A 21,367-nucleotide genomic window follows, 5' to 3' on the forward strand; every position below is an offset into this window, starting at 1 on the left:
AAGAGACCGGAGTTCCACGTTGTCCCGTATGCGAGTCCCTGCCAGGCCAGCGCTGTATCAGCGTGCCTGGCCATACCCTGCGGGGCCATTACCACCCGGAGCGGTGTCGGCAAACGTGACCAGGTGTCTCCAATTCTCCTCCGAGGCAACGAACATTCCCGAACTCGGGTGGGGTCACCGGCTACCCGATATCGCTGCGGTGCAGCGTCCTCTACCTCACCGATGAGCGCCGCGACTGGCTGTAGCAGGCAACGGTCCCCGAACCCCGCTCGACGGGGGCAGGACGTTGGTCCCGCCTCCCGAGGCGGGCCGGCCCTGCCGGGTAAGCCCGGCCAGAGAGCAGGTTGGGGGCAGGAGAAATGGAGGCACCGATGAAAGCACTAGTGTATGACGGGCCGGGCCGCAAGTCCTGGGCGGATGTCCGCGACCCCACGATCACGGACCCAAGGGACGCGATCATCGAGGTGGACACCGTGACGATCTGCGGCACGGATCTGCACATCCTGGCCGGCGACGTACCAGAGGTCCAGCCCGGGCGGATCCTCGGGCACGAGGCCGTCGGCACCGTCGTCGAGGTGGGCGCCGGGATCACGGGCCTGAGCCGGGGCGACCGCGTCCTCGCCTCCTGCATCTCGGCGTGCGGCGTGTGCCGCTACTGCCGCTCCGGCCGGTACGGGCAGTGCCTGGGCGGCGGCGGATGGATCCTCGGCCACCACGTCGACGGCGTACAGGCACAGTACGCCCGACTGCCCTTCGCCGACCTGTCCACCTACCGACTACCGGCAGACGTCAACGACGAGGCCGCCGTCATGCTGGCCGACATCCTGCCAACCTCCTACGAGGTGGGTGTGCTCAACGGTCAGGTCCGACCGGGCGACACCGTCGTGGTGGTCGGAGCCGGGCCGATCGGGCTCGCCGCGATCCTGACCGCCCGGCTGTACTCCCCGGCGCACATCGTCGCGGTCGACAAGGCCCAGAGCCGGTTGCAGGCGGCCAAGCAGTTCGGCGCCGACGTCACTGTCGACGCCGGCGAGGATCCCCGGGAGACCGTCCACGCGCTCACCGGCGGGCTCGGCGCGGACGTGGTGATGGAGGCGGTCGGCACGCCGCAGGCGTTCGAAACCTGCACCACGCTGGTCCGCCCTGGCGGCCGGGTGGCGAACATCGGCGTGCACGGCAAGCCGGCCACGCTGCACCTGGAAGAGCTGTGGAGCAGGAACGTCACGATCACGACCGGCCTGGTGGACACCTACTCGACGCCGGACCTGCTCACGATGCTGAGCGCGGGTCAACTCGACGTGGGGCACATGATCACGCACCGGTTCGCGCTCGACGACTTCATCGCGGCGTACGACGCCTTCACCAGACCGGCCGAAACCGGCGCGCTGAAGGTCGTCCTGTCCCACGCCTGATCCGGCGCTAGCCCGTTCACCATCAGCCGGCCGCTGACGGCCGGCTGATGGTGTGTACTCGGACAGGTCCAACGGCCCGCCGGACGGACGTCGTTGGACCTGCCGCGGTAGGCCGGGCGGCTCTGGGGGCGCGATCCGGTATGACGCAGGCTGGTCGGTGAAGGCCGACATCTCCGGAGGCGCAGATGAATGCCCCGCAGACCACCCCGGAACTCCGTCCGATGGCAATCCCTGACCCGGAAACCTCCGCGCTTCACGCGTCTCCGTCGGGAGATCGCGGCCCGTCGCCGGGCGCCCCGACCGCCTCCGTGGCAGGCCTCGCGCCGCCCCGGCCGGTACCTGCCGTCGAGGCGGCCCCGAGCGGGCCGGTACGGAGGGACGCGCCGGTTCGCGCGCTGGTCGCCGTGGCTAGCAGGCACGGCGCCACCGCCGAGGTCGCCGAACGAATCGGAATCGCGATCCGCGCCGCGCTGCCGTCGGCCACCGTGGACGTACGGGCCGCCGGCCAGGTGACGACGGTGGACGGCTACGACGCCGTCGTGCTGGGCAGCGCGGTGTACGCCGGCTGCTGGCTGGGGCCAGCGCGAGACCTCGTCGTCAGGCACGGTGCCGCGCTGGCCGGGGTGCCGGTATGGCTCTTCTCCAGCGGCCCGGTCGGCGACCCGCCCAGGTCGGACGAGGATCCGGCTGAGGCGGCCGAGTTCGTCACCGCGATCGGCGCCCGCGAGCACGTCGTGTTCGCGGGGAAGCTGGACCGACACCGCCTCGGCTTCGCCGAGCGGGCCGTCACAGCCGTGGTGAGGGCTCCACGTGGTGACTTCCGGGACTGGGCGGCGATTGACGCCTGGGCGGGCGGCATCGCCGAAACCTTACGAGGGAAGTGATGACCATGTACTGGTACGACCACGGGACGGGCGGCTGGGGATACGCCGCCATGGTGCTCAACATGCTGCTCTTCTGGGTGGTGCTGGCCGGTGCCGGCGTCCTGCTGTACCGGTGGCTGCACCGCGCCGAGCCGGCGAGTGGGAGCCGGCCGCACCTAGCGACCTTCACGGCCCGGCGGCTGCTTGCCGAGCGCTACGCCCGGGGCGAGATCGACGACGACGAGTACCAGCGGCGGCTCGGGACTCTCGACGGCAACTGACCCTGCCGCAGGCAGTGCCGGCCCTGCCCCGCATCCCGCCGGCTTCCTGGTCAGGCGAGGGTGTACCCGGGATCGAGGATCTCGGACAGCGTGCGGCGGGGGGTCTCGGGAACCGGATCGCCGTATCCGATGCGCAGGATCATCTGGGTGTGCCCGTGACCACCACCGACGAGTGCGCGCAGCTCGGGCACCTCCAGCGCCTGGTTGACCGGGGACGCGGCCAACCGCCGCACGGTCGCGGTCAGCAGTACCCGCTGCAGCGCCTGCCCGGCCCGCAGCCAGTCGTACGGGGCGTCGCCCCGGGTGGTCAGCCGGATGATCGTGGGGCGACGCTCGAACGTGGCGGCCTCCCGGGCCGGGCCGAAACGGCGCAGCGGCAGGCGGCCGGCGGCATCATCCGGCGGATACGCGTACGCCGGGATTCCGTCCTGACGACCGGGACCGCCTTCGGTCCAGGCGGCGAGCTCGGCGAGGTACCCGGCGTTCCGTCGGAGGATCTCGTCAGCGTTCCGGGTCAGCGCGAGGATCGCGTCACGCGGGATGGGTTCGGCGACGGTCAGCCGGGCGCCCTCCGCCGCCGCGGCGCCGGAGAGTGCGTTCAGCACCGGCCACGGGACCGCCTCGGCGCGGTACGGGCGCCGGTTGGTGTGCCGGCGGGCGATCGCCGCCGCCAGCACGGTGGCCACCGGGCCCGGTGCCGTGACGGGGCCGGCCTGGACCACGGCGGCGAGTTCCGGGCGCGTCGCGTCCGGCAGCAGGCGCAGGACCGGCATCCGGCCGTCGACGCACATCGCGATCCTGAGATTGAGGATCGCGGCCCCGACGCTGATGAACATCTGTCGGCCGGACGGGTCCACTGTGCCGAGCTGGCGATCCCGGTCCACCCACACCTCGACCTGCCGTCCCCGGACCCGGAAGAGCCAGGGTTGGGTGTTGTGTACCGACGGTGCGGCGACGGCGGCGCGCAGACAGTTCGCCACGGTGTGCGGCGACAGCCGGGGAATCGGCCGGGCACTGGCGGCCATGATCAGTGATCCAGGCTGACGGGTCGGTGGATGGTCTCCTCCAGGTCACCGGAGGCGGTGACCAGCAGTCGGTGTCCCAGGTCCGACAGCGCGCGAGCCACCGCGATCTCATTCCCGATCTCGGTACGGTGCGGCTCGTCGGGACGCAGCCACGCCTGGCCGGCGCCGACCAGGTCGTCCCGGATCTCGTCGTAGAGCTGCGCCTCCGCGTACGTCCGGTCGTCGACCTCACCGATGAGGATCTCCACATTCCAACGCTTGATGGCCGTCATGTTCGGCTCCTTGACCTACTCGCAGGGTTGTCTGACCGGGATCCGCGCGTCGCGCGTTCGGCGCCGCCGGGCCGGTTGACACGGGTTCCGGCGGCACCACTTCCATGGAGGGGACGGAACGGCAGCGTCGGCACCTGTCGCTCGGACGTCGGCCGCGCTGGGCGTGATCAGTCGGCGGTCGAGGGGAGTTCCCGGACCACGGCGACCGGGCAGTGCGCGTGCGCCGACACGGCGACGGTGGTGGAGCCGACAAGCAGGCCGGTGAATCCGCCGTGCCCACGGCTGCCCAGCACCAGCAGGCGTGCCTCACGCGACCGCTCCCGCAGCAGGACCGCCGCCGGACCGTCCGCGACGGTGCCGGTGACCAGCACCCGCGGATGGGTCTGAAAAGCGTCGGGGATCGCGGCGTCGAGGATCTTCTGCGCGTCCTCCCGCGCGCCCTGATCCGGCCAGCTCGTCGCCGTCGGCGCGACCGTACTGGGCACGGCCGGCCATTCGAACGCGAAGAGCAGTGTGACCTGCGTGCCGGTGCGGGTCGCCTCGTCCAGCGCCCACCGGAAGGCGGCTTTCGCGCCCTCGGATGCGTCGTACCCGACGATTATGGGATGGGCGTACATAACTTCCTCCAACCGGGCTCTCTACCCGCAACGTAACGAGGTACGAGGTATCCGGCGTAGGGCCGATGGTCAGCCCCGTAGGTGACCCTCTACCTATGGCAGGACCGGGCGGAAGCCGACGCAGACCGGCCGGAGCGGTCGGTCCCCGGGGCAGGACCGGCGCCCGCATACCGCGCCGCCGGGAACAAGGGACTTGTCGACATCGCGTGCGCGGCCCCAGCGGTCCGGCCGATTCCGGCGTGGCCGAGGAATTGCAGGGTCGATTGCCGGTATCGGCCGGGTCGTTCGGCCGGTCCGGCTCCGGCCCGAGCGGCGTGCCATGGAGGGGGAAACCGTCGCGGTGGGCGACCCCCGCAGGCTTCCGGCGGGCGTGCTCACGAAGGAGCAGAGCCGTGAGGAGATGGACGGTGCGGGACGTCATGACCATCGACGTCGTGGCGGTGCCGAGGACGCCAGCTACCGCGCCATCGTCGACGTCCTCGTCGAACGTCGGATCAGTGCCGCCGGGCCGCTGTGCCGGGCCGCCGGTGCCGGGTAGCCGTCTACGCGACGGTGGGTGTGGTGGTACGGAGACCACATACCCCCCCGGGTGCCGGCGGTCCCGCGCCACCGTTCAGCGGGCGTCACCCTCAGGCGGCTCCGCGAACGGGGCGCTGCTGGGGCACGGCATCCGGGTGCGCTAGGGCAGGGCCGAGTGCTATGGCTCTGCGGGACCTTCGCCCCTGGGAGGCGCGCGCGGGTCGGGCCAGGCTGGAGGTGCGGAGGTGATCACGATGGCTCGGGCGAAGCGGTGGACTGTCGACATCGTCATCGACGAGCGTGACGACGAGCGGCGCACTCGCGCGGAGGCCCGGCTCCGGATGCCGGACGGCAGCGGGTTGGTCGGCTCTGGCGTGGCGTGGCGGCACCCGGCGGACCCGAGGGTGCCGCAGATCGGCGACGAACTCGCCGTTTCGCGGGCGCTCGACGACCTCGCCCACGTCCTCGTGGAGGCGGCCGGTGACATCGGGCGGATCACGCGGAAGGGCGCGTACCGGCGCCGCGGAGATGCTGGAGGTACGAGATGAACTACCGGATCGCGATCAACGGGTTCGGCCGGATCGGCCGCAACTACCTGCGCGGACTGCTGGACCGGCGGGTTTTCGGCGACGGCTTCGAGGTGGTCGGGATCAACGACCTGTGGGAGCCGGCGGCCCTGGCCCACCTGCTGGCGTACGACTCGACGTTCGGCCCGCTCGACGCCGACGTCACCGTCGACGGTACGGAGATCGTCGTCGACGGCCGGCGGATCGCGACGTTCCAGGAACGGGAGCCGGAGCGGCTGCCCTGGGCCCGGCTCGGGGTCGACCTCGTCGTCGAGGCGACGGGCAGGCTGCGTACCCGGGACGCGGCGGCGAATCATCTCAAGGCCGGCGCGCGGCGGGTGCTGATCTCCGCACCGGGCAAGGGGGTGGACGCGACGATCGTGCTCGGTGTCAACGAGTCGGCCTACCACCCGGCGCAGCAGGTCATCTCCGCCGCGTCCTGCACCACCAACTGCGCGGCGCCGATGGTCAAGGTCCTGCACGACACCTTCGGCCTGTCCCGTGGCTATCTGACGACCGTGCACGCGTACACGAACGACCAGGCGGTGCTGGACACCCCGCACAAGGACCTGCGGCGGGCCCGGTCAGCCGCCGTCAACATCATCCCCACCAGCACCGGGGCCGCGAAGGCGATCGGCCTCGTGCTGCCCAGCGTCGCCGGACGGCTCGACGGCATCGCGCTGCGGGTACCGGTGGAGGACGGTTCGATCTGCGACCTGACCTGCGAACTCGCCACTCCCGCCTCGGTGGCGGAGATCAACGACGCGTTCGCTTCGGCCGCAGACGGTCCGCTGCGCGGGGTGCTGCGCTACGCCGACCGGCCGCTGGTGTCCCGCGACATCGTCGGCGACCCGGCCTCCTGCGTCTTCGACGCCGCGCTCACCCAGGCGGGCGGGACGCTGGTCAAGGTCTTCGGCTGGTACGACAACGAGTGGGGCTACGTCAACCGGCTCATCGACCTGACCGCGCTGATCGCCGGGCGGGACTGATGGCGGCCTGGCCGGGCCGTTGGTCCCTGGTCGGGCGGCCAGGCCGAGGGATGTGATGGAGGAGACGACGACAAGGAGGTCGTGATGTCGACGATCATCAAGACCCGTGGCGGGCTCACCCCGCTGGAGTGGGTCAACAACCTGTCCCTGTTCCCGTTGCTGGCGTCGGCCATCCGGATCGAGGAGTTCCTGGAGGGCGACACGTACACCGTCCGGGCGGAGCTGCCCGGCGCCGACCCGGCCAAGGACGTCACCGTGACGTGCGCGGACGGCGAGCTGCGGCTGCACGTGGTGCGCTCCACCGAACGCAAGGACAAGGCCCGCTCGGAATTCCACTACGGGTCGTTCTACCGGACGGTCCCGCTGCCCGCCGGTGCCCGGGAGGACACCATCACCGCCGAGTACACCAACGGGATCCTGACGATCAAGGTGCTCGTCAGCACGCCCGAGACCGCCGGCAAGACCATCCCGATCACGGTCGGGACGGGCCGCAACGGAACGGACACGAAGTAGAGGCCGGCCGCTCGGGGCGGGCTTGCCAGGAACAGTCGGGCTCGGTCGGCGTACCGGGCCCGACGGCGTCGTACGGCGATGAGGGAGAGTCATGCCAAGCACCCGTGATCTGCTGGTCGGGCAGCCGTTCGTCGACGGTCTGTGCCCGGCCTGGCTCGACCGGCTGACCGCCTACGCGCACCCGGTCTTCCGCAACCGCGGTTACCGGCTGTTCGCGGCCGGGCGGCCGGCGATGCGATTCTGGCTGCTGCGTTCGGGGCGGGTGGCGCTGGACCTGCCGAGGCCGGGCCGGGGCGACGTGGCCATCGAGACCGTGGGCGCTGGTGAGGTGCTGGGCTGGTCCTGGCTGTTCGCGCCACACCGGTGGCAGTTCGGGGCGGTGGCGGTAGGCCGGGCCGCGGGCACCCGATCGCGGGCCGGTTAGCCGGCGGTAGCCTCGATGGTCTGCGTGGCGGGCAGCGGCCCGATAACGATCTCGCGGCCCGCGTACGAGCGCAGGGCGGGTCGCAGCGCGAGCTGGTTGTCGGGTACCGGCCAGCGCTGCTCGCCGAGCACCAGCGCCAGCCCTTCGGCGGTCGCCTCGACCCGGCAGGTAGCCAGGTTCATCGCCGGCGACCCGATGAAGCCGGCCACGAAGACGTTGCGCGGCGCCGCGTACAGCTCGTCCGGTGCGCCCACCTGCTGGAGTCTGCCGCGATCCAACACGGCGATCCGGTTGCCCAGGGTCATCGCCTCGACCTGGTCGTGCGTGACGTAGATCGTGGTGGTGCCGTATCGCTGGTGCAGCCGGTTCAGCTCACCGCGCATCGCGACCCGCAGCTTCGCGTCCAGATTGGACAATGGCTCGTCCATCAGGAACACCTGCGGGCGACGGATGATCGCGCGGCCCATCGCGACCCGCTGCCGCTGGCCGCCGGAGAGCGCGGCGGGCTTGCGGTCCAGCAGGGTGGTGAGCCCGAGCACCCGGGCCGTCTCACCCACCTGCTGTGCGATGTCGGACTTTGTGGACGCCCCGCAGCCGCAGGCTAAAGCCGAGGTTCTGGGCCACGGTCATGTGCGGGTAGAGCGCGTAGTTCTGGAACACCATCGCGATGTCACGGTTCTTCGGCGGCACGTCGTTGACCACCCGGCCGCCGATCTCGATCCTGCCGGAGGTCACGTCTTCCAGCCCGGCGACCATCCGCCCCGGCGACCATCCGCAGCAGTGTGGACTTGCCGCAGCCGGACGGCCCGACCAGGACGATGAACTCGCCGTCGCCGATTGTCATACTCACCTGCTCGACGGCGACGGTGGCGCTGGGAAAGACCTTCGTCACGTCGGTCATGACCACTTCAGCCATCTGTCCTTCCCCTTTCCTCCGGTGGCGGTGAGCCGGATCGCCAGACCCGGCACGGTCGCCGCCACGGCGCAGGCCACCAGGTCGACGGCGGACAGCGCGCCGGTGCCGAGCAGCGTGCGCAGCGGCGGCAGCAGCACCCCGGCGAGCTGCAACAGCGCCGACAGCGCCACCGCCGCGATGAGGGCTCGGTTGCCGGGGCCGCCGGGCCGGCGTGGTGCCCGTACCGCCAGTGCGATCCCGAGTTGGCCCAGGCCCAACACCACGAAGACGATCGACTGCCAGGGCCGGTCCAGCGCGTGCGCGGTCACGCCCGCGCCGAGCACGACGGCGGACAGCAGCGCGCCGGCCACCAACACCCCGCGCAGCAGCCCGGCACCGAGCACCGACTCGTGCGGCGACCGGGGTGGGCGGCGCATGATGCCCGGCTCGGCCGGTTCGGCGCCGAGCGCCACCCCTGGCACGCCGTGGGTGAGCAGGTTGATCCAGAGAATCTGGGCCGGCAGCAGTGGTACGGCGAGCCCCAGGAACGGTCCGGTCAGCATCACGAGGATCTCGGCGACGCCGCCGGCGAGCGCGTAGCGGAGGAAGCGTCGGATGTTGTCGTAGATCCGGCGGCCCTCGGCGACCGCCGCGCCGACCGTGCCGAGGTTGTCGTCGACGAGTACCAGGTCGGCGGCCTGCCGGGCGACCTCGGTGCCGCCGCCCATCGCCACACCGATGTCGGCCCGGCGCAGCGCCGGTGCGTCGTTGACCCCGTCACCGGTCATCGCCACCACGTGCCCGCCGGCCTGCAGGGCCGCGATGATGTCCAGCTTCTGCTCCGGTTGAATCCGGGCGAAGACCCGTTGGCCGTCGACGCCGTGCCGGGTGAGTTCGCCGTCGTCGCCCCGTACGACGTCGTCACCGCCACGCCAGATGCCGAGCTGGCCGCCGATGGCGGCGGCCGTGACCGGGTGGTCGCCGGTGATCAGTACGAGCCGGATGCCCGCCCGGGCGAAGGCGGCGGCGATCTCCGGCGCCGATGCCCGGACCGGGTCGCCGACCGCGACCAGACCGACCGGCCGCAGCCCCGCCACCCGCTCCGGATCCGGTGCCGTGTCGAGGATCGCGGTCGCGACCGCGAGCACGCGCAGCCCGTCGGCCGCGAGCCGGTGCGCGCCGGCCAGCATCTCCGACGTGACGCCGTCGATCAGCGGTGTGGCCAGCACCGACTCCGGCGCCCCCTTGCACACCACCAGGAACCCGCCACCGGGCCTGCGGTGCACGGTGACCATCCGTCGGCTCGCCTGCTCGAACGGCAGCTCCGCGACGCGCGGCCACGCCTCGCGCTCGGCCGACGGCTCCAGGCCGCACCGCTGCGCGAAGGCGACCAGCGCGGCCTCCAGCGGATCCCCGATCGGCGTCCACCGCGGGTGGTCTTCGGTCGGCGCCGCGAGCGCGGCATCGTTGCACAGCAGGACTGCCCGGGCCAGGTCGCGCAGGCCCGCGTCGGGTGTCGACGGTTCGTCCGCGTCGTCGCGCAACTCGCCGCCCGGGTCGTACCCGGTGCCGCGTACCCGGTATCCGGTGCCGTCGGCGGTCAGCGCCCGCTGCACGGTCATCCGTCCCTCGGTGAGGGTTCCGGTCTTGTCCGAGGCGACGACGGTGACCGAGCCGAGTGTCTCCACCGCATGCAGTCGGCGCGGAATCGCCCGGGTGGCGGCCATCCGGCGCGCGCCGAGCGCCAACGCGAGGGTGACCACGGCGGGCAGCGACTCGGGCACCGCGGCGACGACCAGGCTGACCGCAGTGACGGCCATCTCCACGACGGATCGCCCGCCGATCACGCCGACGGCGAAGACGGCGGCCGACAGCGCCACCGCGGCCAGCCCCAGGACACGACCGAGCCGGGCGAGGCGACGTTGCAGCGGAGTGGGTGCGGGCCGGGTCGTCGCGACGAGGGCGGCAATCCGGCCGAGCGCGCTGGCCGGACCGGTACGCACGACCGCGCCGGTGGCGCGCCCGGTGACCACGACGGTGCCGGCGTACGCCTCCGCGTCGGCCTGCCGGGTCACCGGTATGGACTCGCCGGTCAGCGCGGCCTCGTCGAGTTGCAGCCGGTACGCCTCCCGCAGCCGGAGGTCGGCCGGGACGACGTCACCCGGCTCCAGATGCACCAGATCGTCCCTGACCAGCTCGGCGGCGGGGACGATCAGGTGCTGGCCGTCCCGCTCCACCCGTGCGGTCGGCGCGGCCATCCGGTCCAGGGCGGCGATCGCCCGGTCCGCCCTGACCTCCTGGAACACCCCGATCGCGGTGTTGACGACGACGACCAGGGCGATGACGGCGGTGTCCGGATGGTCGCCCAGGGCCGTGGTCACCACGGCGGCCGCGATCAGCAGCGCGACGAGCGGGTCGCCGAGCTGGTGCGCGATCCGGGTCACCAGGTGCCGTCGGGCCGGCGCCGCCACCGTGTTGGGTCCCTCGGCGCGAAGCCGGGCGGCAGCCGCCTGGGCCGTCAGTCCCCGCGCCACCACCGGTGCCGTGCTGGAAGCCATGACTTCAGCGTGCCGGCCGGTCCGCCCACCCGGCAGGGCCGGCCTCCCGGTCGGTCCGGGACCTTGGACCCGTCCCGGTACGGACGAGCACATCCGTCAACGGCCGCCGGGCGGATGCCGCACCGGGCGGCCCGTAGCCGAACCGCAGGACGGCCTGGGCGTGGTATCCGTCGGCGGAATCCTCCAGCAGCACCCGCAGGTCCGGCACCTCCACCGGCTGCGTCATGATCGTCGACGCCAGGCCGCGTACGGTGCTCGTCAGCAGCACCCGCTCCAGCGCCTGTCCGCAGCGCAGCCACTCGTCCGGAGTGTCACTGCGGGTGTAGAGGACGGCGATCGTCGGAACCTGCGCGAACCGGGCGGGGCCACGCCGCCGCGCGGACCGTACGACGCCGAAGTCGCGGATCGGCATCGTTTCCAGCGCGTCGCGCGGCCCGAACGCCTCCGACGGTACGCCGTCACGGTGCCTCGGGCGGAACCCGGTCCACTCGCCCAGTTCCCGTCGGTACGCCAGGTCGTGCCGGCGTCGCTTTTCGGCGATGCGGACCACGTCGAGGACAGCGTCGCGGGCGAGTGCGTCGGTGACGACCACCCGTGCCCCCTCGGCCTCGGCGGCGGCAGACAGGTCGGTGAGCGCCTCAGCGGGGACGGGCAGGTCGCGCATCGGCCGACGGTTGGTGTGCCGGCGGGAGATCGCCTCGGCCAGCATCAGCGCCGTCCCCGGTGGGCGGGTCGACGGGCCGACCGTGACCTGGGCGGCGAGATCCGGTTCGCCGGCGTCCGCCAGTAGGCGTAGCACCGGCACACGACCACGGGCGAGCATCGCCACCCGTAGGTTGAACACCGCAGCACCGAGGCTGATCAGCAGCTCCCGGTTCCGCGGGTCGAGCACCGGCAACCGTCGCCGCCGATCCGCGAGGACATCGACGGTGTTGCCGCGGATCCGGAACCGCCATGGCTGGGTGTTGTGCACCGACGGCGCCGCGACGGCGGCCGTCAGACACGCACGTAGCGATCCGTGCGGCGTGCCCTGCGGATCCGCAGTCCAGTCGTCGGTCGTCGGGCGCCGCCTTTTCCGGCCGACTCCGTGCATGGTGTCCTCCCGTCGCGCTTCGCTCGCAGCGACCTCGGCACCGTCCCGCGGCACAGAGGCTCGGTGCGAGCCCCGTGCCTCCACCGATCCGCCGTGCCGAATGTCCGATCCAGGGCCTGACTGCCATCCGGCCCGGGACCTTCGGACCCGTCTGCCCGCCGGTTGTGCCCTGCCGGTCGCGGGCTCGGAGAGCGTGTGGTCAGAGGGTGGTCAGGCCATGTGCGCGGAACTGGTCGCGTACCCGCTCCAGCAGCTCCGGCGACGGCGGAGAAGTCGCCGCGAGCGGAAACCTCAGCCCCAGGGCGGCGTACTTGGCCGCGCCGAGCCGGTGGAACGGCAGCACCTCGATCCGCTCCACCGTGGAGAGCGCGGCGGCGTGCCGAGCCACCGCGTCGACGTTGGCCGGCGCGTCGGTCAGGCCGGGCACCAGCACGAATCGGATCCACATCCGATTGCCACGGGTGGCGAGCCGGCGGGCGAACCGCAGGGTCGGGTCCAACTCGCCGCCGGTCACCCTGCGGTACGTCTGCGGGTCGCCGGACTTGATGTCGAGGAGGACCAGGCTGGTGGCGTCCAGCAGCACGTCGGTGGCCCGGTCGCCGAGCACGCCGGAGGTGTCCAACGCGGTGTGCAGGCCCGCCTCCCGGGCACGGGTCAACAGCGCCGCGGTGAACGCCGGCTGGAGCAAGGGCTCGCCGCCGCTGACGGTGAGGCCGCCGCCGGCTACCCGGATGAACCGCGCGAACCGCGACACCAGAGTCCAGAGTTCGTCGAGACCGATACGCTGCCCCGGCCGGATCCGCCAGGTGTCCGGATTCTGGCAGTAGAGGCAGCGCAGCGGGCAGCCCGCCAGGAACACCACGAACCTGGTGCCGGGACCGTCGACTCCGGTCGAGACGTCCCAGGAGTGGACGGCCCCGGCTACCCGGCGAACGGCGGTCTTCACAGCGATCCATGGAAGGTGCGGGAGATGACGTCGCGCTGCTGCTCGGGGGTGAGCCGGACGAAGTTGACCGCGTAGCCGGAGACCCGGATGGTCAACTGGGGGTAGCGCTCGGGGTGGGCCATGGCGTCTTCGAGGGTGGCCCGGTCGAGCACGTTGACGTTCATGTGGTAGCCGCCGGCATCGGCGTACCCGTCCAGCACGCCGATCAGGTTGGTGATCTGTTCGGCACGGGTGCGGCCGAGCCCGCCGGGGGTGATGGTGCTGGTCAGCGAGATTCCGTCCCGAGCGCTGGCGTAGGGCAGCTTCGCCACCGACAGCGCGGAGGCGACCAGGCCGTGCCGGTCCCGGCCGTTGCCGGGGTTGGCGCCGGGTGCGAACGGCTCGCCCGCGCGCCGTCCGTCCGGAGTGTTGCCGGTGTGCTTGCCGTAGACGACGTTGGAGGTGATGGTGAGCACCGACAACGTCGGCTCGGCACTGCGGTACGTCGGCTGCCGGCGCAGCCGGTCCATGAACGCCTCGACGAGCCAGACCGCGATGGCGTCGACCCGGTCGTCGTGATTGCCGTAGCACGGGAAGTCCCCGTCGACGGCGTAGTCGACCGCGAGCCCGGTCTCGTCGCGCAGCACCTTAACCCGGGCGTACCTGATGGCGGAGAGGCTGTCGACCGCGACGGACAGCCCGGCGATGCCGGTGGCGAGGAACCGGTGCACCGGATAGTCGTGCAGGGCCATCTGCAGCCGCTCGTAGGCGTACTTGTCGTGCATGTAGTGGATGACGTTGAGCGCGTCGACGTAGGTGGCGACGAGCCAGTCCAGGGTCCGCTCGAACGCCGCCACCACCTCGTCGTAGTCGAGGATCTCCCCGCCGACCGGCGCGGTCGGCGGGGCCACCTGCGCTCCACTGATCTCGTCCCGGCCGCCGTTGATCGCGTACAGCAGCGCCTTGGCCAGGTTGGCGCGGGCGCCGAAGAACTGCATGTCCTTGCCGACCCGCATCCCGGAGACGCAGCAGGCGATCGCGGCGTCGTCGCCGAACCCGGGACGCAGCAGTTCGTCGTTCTCGTACTGCACCGCGCTGGTGTCCAACGACACCTGGGCGCAGAACCGCTTGAACCCGTCAGGCAACGCCGGCGACCAGAGCACCGTGAGGTTGGGCTCCGGTGCCGGACCGAGGTTGTAAAGGGTCTGCAGGAACCGGAACGCCGTCCGGGTCACCAGGGTCCGCCCGTCCCGTCCCATCCCGCCGAGCGCCTCGGTGACCCAGGTCGGGTCGCCGGAGAAGAGCTGGTCGTACTCGGGCGTACGCAGGAAGCGGATCAGCCGCAGCTTGATCACCAGATCGTCGACGAGTTCCTGCGCCTCCTGCTCGGTCAGCCGCCCTTCGGCGATGTCCCGCTGGAGGTAGATGTCGAGGAAAGTGGCGGTGCGGCCGAGCGACATCGCCGCGCCGTTCTGCTCCTTCGTCGCTGCCAGGTAGCCGAAGTACAGCCACTGGATCGCCTCCCGACCGGTGCTGGCCGGACCGGAGATGTCGTAGCCGTAGCCGGCCGCCATCCGTTTGAGATCATCCAGTGCCCGGACCTGTTCCGCCACTTCCTCGCGGTCCCGGATGACCTCGGCCGAGGAGCGGAACGCGTCCAGACGGACCCGGTCGGCGAGCCGACTGGCGATGAGCTGGTCCACGCCGTAGAGCGGAATCCGGCGGTAGTCGCCGATGATCCGACCGCGGCCGTACGAGTCGGGCAGCCCGGTGATGACATGCGAGCGGCGGGCCCTGCGGACAGCGTCCGGGTAGGCGTCGAAGACGCCGTCGTTGTGGGTCTTGCGGTGCCGGGTGAACGTCTCCCAGACCCGCGGATCGAGGGTGTAGCCGTACGCGGCCAGCGCCGTCTGGACCATCCGGATCCCGCCGTTGGGCAGGATCGCCCGGCGCAGTGGTCCGTCGGTCTGCAACCCGACGATCAGCTCCCGCTCCCGGTCGAGATAGCCTGGCCCGTGCGAGGTGATCGTCGACGGGGTGCCGACGTCGACGTCGTACACGCGACGGTGTCGCTCCTCGGCGAGGAGCGGCCCGAGCCCGTCCCACAGCGCGGTGGTCCGTGGCGTGGGGCCGACCAGGAAGGCGCCGTCGCCCTCGTACGGGGTGTAGTTCTGCCGGATGAACGCGGCCACCTCGATCCGGTGCCGCCAGTCATCGCCCACGAATCCGCGCCAGGCGTCGAGCGTGGTCATCACTTCCTCCAAGCGCTTCGGATGCGGCGTCAGACCGCGGACCGGTGCGGGATGGGCGTTGCTCCGCCGTGCCATCGCGGTCCTCCGTCGATCCGGTCACCTCCAGCCTCCGTCCTCGATTCCTGGCCGAGCAGGGCCACAGGTCCCGTCGGGACAGGACCGGTGGCCCGATCGGCCACCCTGGATGCTCGGTCTGCGGTGCCATCTCGGCCGGGTGGTGCCTGGCGGGCGCGCGTCGCCTCCCGGCTCGGTCCGGAATCAACCCCGCCGGTCCGCCCGTTGGAGTTGGGTCTCCAGGCGCCGTTGCGCCAGTGCGACCGCTTCGGTGAAGGTGGCCGCGTCGGCTGCCGCGTGCAGGTCCACGCACGGCAGGCTGGCGTGGATGGCGACGCCGTACGGCCGGTCGACGCCACAGGCGGCGGATCGGTTCAGACTCATCCGGACGAAGAGCACCGGCCGCGGCACGTGCCGCAACGCCGCGGTGACCTTCCGGCGGGCGTACCCGACCTGGCCGGGTCGGATCGCGCCGTGCACGTTGATACCGCCGATCGGACCGCGCCGGCCCGGACGATCGCACGATCGTCCGGGCCGGGCGACACACCCCGCCAAGGTCAGAGAGTCGAGACCGTACCGGGATCGGTCCAGCGACCTCGTCCGGGCCGAACAACCGGAACCGGTCCGGATTCGCCCGGATCACGTCCCGGACCCAGCTGCCGAGCACCCGGGCGGCCTCCGCCGTCGACCCGCCCGGCCGGTCGACGGGTACCGCGTAGTCACGGAAGTCCGGCAGCACCAGGTCACGCAGGAGGACGCCGCCGTTGGCGTGCGGGTTGGCGCTCATCCGCCGCTCGCCGGTCGGCGGCAGGGCGACCAGGTCCGGGACCGGGGCGCCGGTGGCGTCGAAGAGTTCCTCCGGCCGGTACGAACGCAGCCACTCCTCCAGTTGCCGCAGGTGCTCCGGGTTGTCCCGGACCTGCGAGATCGGCACCTGGTGTGCCCGGAAGGTCCCCTCGACCTGCTGCCCGTCGACCGTCGCGGGCCCGGTCAAGCCCTTCGGGGTACGCAGGACGATCATCGGCCAGCGCGGTCGGGTCATCTCGCCGGTGGTGCGGGCGTGCCGCTGGATCGCCGCGATGTCGTCCAGGGCCTGTAGGTGCCCTCCAGCCAGGTGTTCGCCACGATCGCGGGACCGCCGTGTCCCGGGCCGGTGACGTAGATGGCGTTCAGGTCCCGGGCCACGATCACCCGGTTCAGGTGGGCGTAGAGCAGGCTGAGCCCCGGGCTGGTGCCCCAGTGCCCGAGCAGGCGCGGCTTGATGTGCTCGCGCCGCAGGGGTTCACGCAGCAGCGGGTTGTCCAACAGGTAGATCTGGCCGACGGTGAGGTAGTTCGCCGCCCGCCAGTACGCTCCAGTCGCGCCAGCTCCGCCTCGCTCAACGGCGCCGTCGTCGTCTCCAGGGTCGTCTCCATGAGTGCGGCCTCTCGCAGTTAGGGAGGGAACGGCGTATCCCAGCCTGCTCGGGGTCACGGCTGCCGGACAGGGGCATTGGTCCCGTCAGCTCAGGGCCGGGCGAACCCAGGCCCGTGGCGGCGTGTTCGTCCGAGCCGACCATCCGGCGGCCGGTTTCGGTTGGATCCGGCGGTACGCCGGCCGTGCGGCCGCGTCGGCTACCGGCCGGTCGGGTCGGGTGTGATACGGAAGACCGGGAACCGTGCCGCCATTCGCTCGAACTCCGCCAGCGGCGCCTCCCGCTCGACCGAAATGTGCGGGCGGGCGCCGGGGGCCAGGTGGAGGTAGCGGCGCAGGATCGGTGCGCGCTGTGCCACCGGGACGACCTGGAGCCGCACACGTTCACGGCCACGGTGCCGCAGGACCGCCTGGCCGCCGGCCGCGCGGACGTTGCGGACCCAGTTGGCGTTCGGACCGAGCATCGACACCAGGTAGCGCTCGCCGTCGTGGTCGGTGACCACCACGGGAAGCGTCACAGGGCGGCCGCTGCGCCGCCCACGCACCTCCAGGGTCACCCAGTTGCCCGGGGCCAACAGGCCGGTCGAGAACTGGAACGCCGAGATCCGGTTGAGGAACCGGGCCATCCGGTTCGGGCGACCGCTGGCATACATCCACCGCAGGAGGCTGTGCCACTTCGCGGCGGCACGCGATGCTACGCCGCCTTTCTGCTTCGGCATGATCCGTCCTTCCATCCCGCGTGCGGCCGGCCGGCGTCGGGAAACGCCGGCCGGCCGCACGTCCGCCCTGAAATCCGTTCAGGGCTGGAGCACCAACCGCGCCGGCACGCGGCTGGCGAGCACGTCCGCGATCGCCGTGTTGATCTCGTCGAGCTTGCGGACCTCGTAGCTGACCTTCGTCCGGCCGGCGGCGTGCAGCCTGAAGACCTCGGCCAGGTCGTCGCGGGTACCGACTATCGAGCCGTACACGGTGATGCCCTTGAGCACGGTCTCGAAGATCGGCAGCCGCATCGCGTTCTCCTTCGGCAGCGACACCAGCACCAACCGACCGCCACGGCGCAGGCAGGCGTGCGCCTGCTCCAGCACCCGCGAATCGGCGGCGAGCACCACGGCCACGTCGACCCCGCCCAGCGCCTCGATCGCGGCGACCGGATCGGTGCCGGCAGCGTTGACCACGTCATCGGCGCCGAGCGCGGTGGCGAGCTGGAGCTTGTCCTGCGTGACGCCGTGGGCGGCGTGGATGTCGGTGTGGCACAGCCCGCTGGCCTCGATGCGGACCAGGACCTGTCCCGGCCCCGTCGCGGGCACCGGAACATCCCTGATCTCCAACGGTCTGTCGAAACTCGTCACGACGGACGCGCGCATGGCCTTCTCCTTCTCGGTTCGGAGCGTTCGACGACCAGCCGGCGGGCTCGCAGAACACGGGCCCACCACGGTCGACGGGTCGGGGTCAGCGCCGGTGCCGGTACGCCCTTGAGGCTCACCCAGCCACCGGGGCCCATCCGGATGCTGCCGACGCTCGGGCCGGACCGGCGGCTCGCCGCCACCGCCGTGACGGCGGCGGCGAAGACCACGGCGGCGAGGACCTCCCGCACGTCGAACGCGGGCCGATAGCGGGCGGTCCCACCGGCCAGCACGTACGCGCCGATGGGTCGCGTGCCGCCACGGACCACCGGCACCAGCGTGACCGGCTCGGGGCCGATCAGCCCGACCGGCGGTCCGACAGTGTCCGGTCGGGTGCCCTGGCCCGGGCGGGGAATCGTGTGGAGCATCGCGGGCCTCGCTAACGGCTGTCGGAGCTGGCGGTCACCGGAGCGGCGACCACGGCGCGGCCGGCCTCCAGGCGGGCGATCGGCACCCGGTACGGCGAGCAGGAGACGTAGTCCAGGCCGACCGTGTGGAAGAAGTGGATCGAGTCCGGGTCGCCGCCGTGCTCGCCGCAGACCCCGATCTTCAGATCCGGCCGGGCCGCGCGGCCCTCGTCGGTGGCGATCCGCACCAGCCGCCCCACGCCCGAGGCGTCGATCGACTCGAACGGGGATACGCCGAAGATGCCCATTGCGAGGTAGTGGGGGAAGAACGAACCCTCCACATCGTCCCGCGAGAACCCCCAGCCGAGCTGGGTCAGGTCGTTGGTGCCGAACGAGAAGAACTCGGCCGCGCCGGCGATCTCACCGGCGGTCAGCGCCGCCCGGGGCACCTCGATCATCGTGCCGATCGGGACCCGGCGCAGCCCGTCGGTCTCGGCGAGTATCCGCTCCGCCTCGGCGCGTACCGCCGCCAGCTCCGGAACGGCCGCGACCAACGGCACCATGATCTCCGGCCGTGGCGACAGCCCACGGGCGGCGCAGTCGGCCGCGGCCTGCGCGACCGCCCGGACCTGCATGGCGAACAGCCCGGGAACAACCAGCCCGAGCCGCACCCCACGCAGCCCCAGCATCGGGTTCTGCTCGTGCATCCGCCGCACCGCGGCCAGCAGTGCACCGTCGCGTCCCGGGTCCTGGCCGAGCGCCTCGGCCCGGGCCACCCGGGCGGTCAGCTCCGCCAGCGGCGGCAGGAACTCGTGCAGCGGCGGGTCCAGCAGGCGTACCGTGACCGGCAGTCCGTCCATCGCTTCGAAGAGTTTCACGAAGTCCGCGCGCTGCAACGGCAACAGCGCCGCCAGGGCCGCCGCCCGTTCCTCGTCGCCGTCGGCGAGGATGAGCCGCTCGACCAGGGCCCGGCGCTCACCGAGAAACATGTGCTCGGTACGGCACAGCCCGACTCCTTCGGCACCCAACCGCCGCGCCCGGGCCGCGTCCGCACCGGTATCGGCGTTCGCGTACACCCACAGCCGCCGCACCCGGTCGGCGTGCGTCATCAACCGGTGTACGGAGTCGAGCAGCAGGTCCGTCCCGGCCGCCGGCGCCTCACCGCCGAAGTACCGCGCGACTGGGGAGGCATGTACCGGCACCTCGCCGAGGAACACCTCACCGGTCGCACCGTCGATCGACACGACGTCACCTTCGGAGACCACCGTCCCGGCCACCGTGAAGCGGCCGGCGTCGGTGTCGACGTCCAGCGTCTCGGCGCCGCACACGCAGGTCCGGCCCATCCCCCGCGCCACCACAGCGGCGTGTGACGTCTTGCCGCCGCGCGAGGTGAGGATGCCCTGCGCGGCGATCATGCCGGGCAGGTCGTCCGGGTTCGTCTCGCGCCGCGCCAGGATGACCCGCTCACCGGCCGCCGCCCGGGACGCGGCCCGGGACGCGTCGAAGACCACCCGTCCACTGGCCGCGCCGGGGGAGGCCGGTACGCCGACCGCCAGCGGTTCGGGCGCGGCCGTCCGGTCGAAGCGGGGGAACATGAGCTGGGCGAGCTGCGCACCGGTGACCCGCCGCAGCGCCTCGTCCAGGTCGATGACGCCCTCGTCGACCAGCTGAGCCGCGATGGTGAACGCCGCCGCCGGCGTGCGCTTGCCGACCCGGGTCTGCAACATCCACAGCTTGCCGCGCTCAATCGTGAACTCGATGTCACACAGGTCGCGGTAGTGGTGCTCCAGCCGCTCCATGATCGACACCAGCTCGTGGAAACTGCGCGGGTCGATCCGGGCCAGGTCCTCCAGCGGCACCGGGGTGCGGATGCCGGCGACCACGTCCTCGCCCTGCGCGTTGGCCAGGTAGTCGCCGTACACGCCCCGTGCCCCAGTGGCCGGGTCGCGGGTGAAGGCCACCCCGGTGCCGGAGTCTGGGCCGAGGTTGCCGAAGACCATCGCCATCACGTTCACCGCGGTGCCCAGATCCTGCGGAATCCGCTCCTGCCGCCGGTACAGCACCGCCCGCTCGGTGTTCCACGACGCGAACACCGCCTCGACCGCCTGGTAGAGCTGCTCGTGCGGCGCCTGCGGGAACTCTCGGCCGGTCTGCTCGTGGAAAACCTTCTTGTACGCCTGCACCAGGTGCCGCAGGTCAGCCTCGCTCAACTCCGCGTCGGTCGCGACTCCAGCGTGCGACCGGTGCGCCGCCAACTCCCGCTCGAACGCCTCGGCCGGTACCCCGCACACCGTCCTACCGAACATCCCGATCAACCGCCGGTACGAGTCCCACGCCATCCGCGGATCACCGCACCGCGCGGCCAGGCCCGGCACGCTCGCATCGGTCAGGCCGATGTCCAGGATCGTATCCATCATTCCGGGCATGGAAAACCTCCCGCCCGAACGCACCGACAGCAGCAGCGGATCCGGCGGATCGCCGAACACCTTGCCGAACCGATCCTCCACCAGCCGAAGGTGGACGTTGACCTGGTCAAACAACCCCGCCGGCACGGCGCCCGTCGACAGGTAGGCGCGGCACGCCTCGGTACTGATCGTGAACCCCGGCGGAACCGGCAAACCCAACCGGGTCATCTCGGCCAGGTTCGCGCCCTTGCCGCCCAACAGGTCCGTCAGATCAGCGCCGCCCTCGATGAAGTCGAACACGTACTTGCGCATCACCGGCCGCCTCTCCCGATCCGTCGATACAGGTGGTCACCTCGGTGGTACCAAGGCAGCGACCCTGCCCCGTAGGGCCAGAAGGGGCCGCTGCGACGGGACCTTCGCCCTAACGGGCCGGTGGGAAATCGGAGGCACATCCGGTCGTCGGTGCCCGGATCAAACAGCGCGTCCTCGACGGCGTCCGGCTCGTCATCATCGACCCGCGCCGGATCGACCTGGTCGGCTT

At 71.8% G+C, this 21,367-nt stretch carries 23 protein-coding genes and 1 pseudogene; 8 read left to right on the forward strand and 16 right to left on the reverse strand.

All coding sequences use genetic code 11. The features are described 5' to 3' along the window. The first annotated feature begins 371 nt into the window (after window positions 1-371). The 3 genes from EV371_RS21370 (at window position 372) to EV371_RS21380 (ending at window position 2,556) form a co-directional block, all read left to right on the forward strand. Window positions 372-1,412, forward strand: coding sequence for a zinc-dependent alcohol dehydrogenase family protein (locus EV371_RS21370; protein WP_130463621.1), 1,041 nt, complete (start codon window positions 372-374; stop codon window positions 1,410-1,412). A 404-nt stretch (window positions 1,413-1,816) separates the two neighbouring features. After that, window positions 1,817-2,296, forward strand: coding sequence for a flavodoxin domain-containing protein (locus tag EV371_RS21375; protein ID WP_207230565.1), 480 nt, complete (start codon window positions 1,817-1,819; stop codon window positions 2,294-2,296). After that, window positions 2,296-2,556 (forward strand): SHOCT domain-containing protein, encoded by a 261-nt coding sequence (locus EV371_RS21380; RefSeq protein WP_486484732.1) that lies wholly within the window; start codon window positions 2,296-2,298, stop codon window positions 2,554-2,556. The genes EV371_RS21375 and EV371_RS21380 overlap by 1 nt, the downstream gene beginning before the upstream one ends. Before the next feature lie 50 nt (window positions 2,557-2,606). On the opposite strand, the gene EV371_RS21385 is transcribed toward EV371_RS21380, so the two are convergent. From EV371_RS21385 to EV371_RS21395, 3 genes are all read right to left on the reverse strand, one after another. Continuing rightward, the gene (locus EV371_RS21385; RefSeq protein WP_130463622.1) at window positions 2,607-3,581 is read right to left on the reverse strand and encodes an Acg family FMN-binding oxidoreductase; all 975 of its coding nucleotides are present in this window, start codon (window positions 3,579-3,581) and stop codon (window positions 2,607-2,609) included. Between the two features lie 2 nt (window positions 3,582-3,583). Next, window positions 3,584-3,853 (reverse strand): DUF1876 domain-containing protein, encoded by a 270-nt coding sequence (locus tag EV371_RS21390; protein ID WP_130463623.1) that lies wholly within the window; start codon window positions 3,851-3,853, stop codon window positions 3,584-3,586. Window positions 3,854-4,020: 167 nt separating this feature from the next. Next, window positions 4,021-4,482: a universal stress protein gene (locus EV371_RS21395; RefSeq protein ID WP_165436784.1), complete on the reverse strand. Its 462-nt coding sequence runs from the start codon at window positions 4,480-4,482 to the stop codon at window positions 4,021-4,023. A 307-nt stretch (window positions 4,483-4,789) separates the two neighbouring features. Between EV371_RS21395 and EV371_RS21400 the strand changes: the two genes are divergently transcribed. The 5 genes from EV371_RS21400 to EV371_RS21420 all read left to right on the forward strand — a co-directional run bounded on the left by EV371_RS21400 (window position 4,790) and on the right by EV371_RS21420 (window position 7,481). Further along, window positions 4,790-5,008 carry a hypothetical protein gene (locus EV371_RS21400; protein WP_130463625.1) on the forward strand — a complete coding sequence of 73 codons (219 nt, stop codon included), beginning with the start codon at window positions 4,790-4,792 and terminating at the stop codon, window positions 5,006-5,008. Window positions 5,009-5,243: 235 nt separating this feature from the next. After that, window positions 5,244-5,537 (forward strand): dsRBD fold-containing protein, encoded by a 294-nt coding sequence (locus EV371_RS21405; protein WP_130466105.1) that lies wholly within the window; start codon window positions 5,244-5,246, stop codon window positions 5,535-5,537. Further along, window positions 5,534-6,544 (forward strand): type I glyceraldehyde-3-phosphate dehydrogenase, encoded by a 1,011-nt coding sequence (gap, locus tag EV371_RS21410; protein ID WP_130463626.1) that lies wholly within the window; start codon window positions 5,534-5,536, stop codon window positions 6,542-6,544. Before EV371_RS21405 ends, gap begins: the two co-directional genes overlap by 4 nt. An 84-nt stretch (window positions 6,545-6,628) precedes the next feature. Then, window positions 6,629-7,057 carry an Hsp20 family protein gene (locus EV371_RS21415; RefSeq protein WP_130463627.1) on the forward strand — a complete coding sequence of 143 codons (429 nt, stop codon included), beginning with the start codon at window positions 6,629-6,631 and terminating at the stop codon, window positions 7,055-7,057. 91 nt (window positions 7,058-7,148) lie between these two features. Next, window positions 7,149-7,481, forward strand: coding sequence for a cyclic nucleotide-binding domain-containing protein (locus tag EV371_RS21420; RefSeq protein ID WP_130463628.1), 333 nt, complete (start codon window positions 7,149-7,151; stop codon window positions 7,479-7,481). Here EV371_RS21420 and EV371_RS34495 read toward each other — a convergent pair. The 13 genes and pseudogenes from EV371_RS34495 to ppdK all read right to left on the reverse strand — a co-directional run bounded on the left by EV371_RS34495 (window position 7,478) and on the right by ppdK (window position 21,138). Further along, window positions 7,478-8,038, reverse strand: a complete 561-nt coding sequence (locus EV371_RS34495) for an ABC transporter ATP-binding protein (protein WP_486484733.1) — start codon at window positions 8,036-8,038, stop codon at window positions 7,478-7,480. The two genes, EV371_RS21420 and EV371_RS34495, sit on opposite strands and share 4 nt — an antisense overlap. Beyond that, window positions 8,031-8,237 carry a hypothetical protein gene (locus tag EV371_RS34500; protein ID WP_486485005.1) on the reverse strand — a complete coding sequence of 69 codons (207 nt, stop codon included), beginning with the start codon at window positions 8,235-8,237 and terminating at the stop codon, window positions 8,031-8,033. The genes EV371_RS34495 and EV371_RS34500 overlap by 8 nt, the downstream gene beginning before the upstream one ends. After that, on the reverse strand, window positions 8,152-8,397 hold the full coding sequence (locus EV371_RS34505) for an ATP-binding cassette domain-containing protein (RefSeq protein WP_486484734.1): 246 nt from the start codon (window positions 8,395-8,397) through the stop codon (window positions 8,152-8,154). The genes EV371_RS34500 and EV371_RS34505 overlap by 86 nt, the downstream gene beginning before the upstream one ends. After that, complete coding sequence (locus EV371_RS21430) at window positions 8,379-10,934, reverse strand: cation-translocating P-type ATPase (protein ID WP_130463629.1); 2,556 nt, start codon at window positions 10,932-10,934, stop codon at window positions 8,379-8,381. Before EV371_RS21430 ends, EV371_RS34505 begins: the two co-directional genes overlap by 19 nt. Before the next feature lie 4 nt (window positions 10,935-10,938). Next, on the reverse strand, window positions 10,939-11,934 hold the full coding sequence (locus EV371_RS21435) for an Acg family FMN-binding oxidoreductase (RefSeq protein ID WP_486484956.1): 996 nt from the start codon (window positions 11,932-11,934) through the stop codon (window positions 10,939-10,941). A 292-nt stretch (window positions 11,935-12,226) separates the two neighbouring features. Continuing rightward, a complete protein-coding gene (pflA, locus tag EV371_RS21440) occupies window positions 12,227-12,973 on the reverse strand; it encodes a pyruvate formate-lyase-activating protein (RefSeq protein ID WP_130463631.1) in 747 nt (248 codons plus the stop codon). Beyond that, window positions 12,970-15,204 carry a formate C-acetyltransferase gene (gene pflB / locus EV371_RS21445; RefSeq protein ID WP_130463632.1) on the reverse strand — a complete coding sequence of 745 codons (2,235 nt, stop codon included), beginning with the start codon at window positions 15,202-15,204 and terminating at the stop codon, window positions 12,970-12,972. The genes pflA and pflB overlap by 4 nt, the downstream gene beginning before the upstream one ends. A gap of 258 nt (window positions 15,205-15,462) precedes the next feature. Next, window positions 15,463-15,738, reverse strand: coding sequence for a hypothetical protein (locus tag EV371_RS34510; protein ID WP_349340061.1), 276 nt, complete (start codon window positions 15,736-15,738; stop codon window positions 15,463-15,465). Window positions 15,739-15,847: 109 nt separating this feature from the next. Beyond that, a pseudogene (locus EV371_RS34515) lies at window positions 15,848-16,661 on the reverse strand (phosphoketolase family protein); the annotation flags it as partial. 210 nt (window positions 16,662-16,871) lie between these two features. After that, complete coding sequence (locus EV371_RS21455) at window positions 16,872-17,390, reverse strand: nitroreductase family deazaflavin-dependent oxidoreductase (RefSeq protein ID WP_349340055.1); 519 nt, start codon at window positions 17,388-17,390, stop codon at window positions 16,872-16,874. A gap of 78 nt (window positions 17,391-17,468) precedes the next feature. Further along, complete coding sequence (locus tag EV371_RS21460) at window positions 17,469-18,035, reverse strand: zinc-binding dehydrogenase (protein ID WP_130463633.1); 567 nt, start codon at window positions 18,033-18,035, stop codon at window positions 17,469-17,471. Continuing rightward, complete coding sequence (locus EV371_RS21465; protein ID WP_130463634.1) at window positions 18,017-18,442, reverse strand: hypothetical protein; 426 nt, start codon at window positions 18,440-18,442, stop codon at window positions 18,017-18,019. The genes EV371_RS21460 and EV371_RS21465 overlap by 19 nt, the downstream gene beginning before the upstream one ends. 11 nt (window positions 18,443-18,453) lie before the next feature. Beyond that, complete coding sequence (ppdK, locus tag EV371_RS21470) at window positions 18,454-21,138, reverse strand: pyruvate, phosphate dikinase (protein ID WP_130463635.1); 2,685 nt, start codon at window positions 21,136-21,138, stop codon at window positions 18,454-18,456. Between the last annotated feature and the right edge of the window lie 229 nt (window positions 21,139-21,367).

This window comes from Plantactinospora sp. CNZ321 (assembly GCF_004217235.1).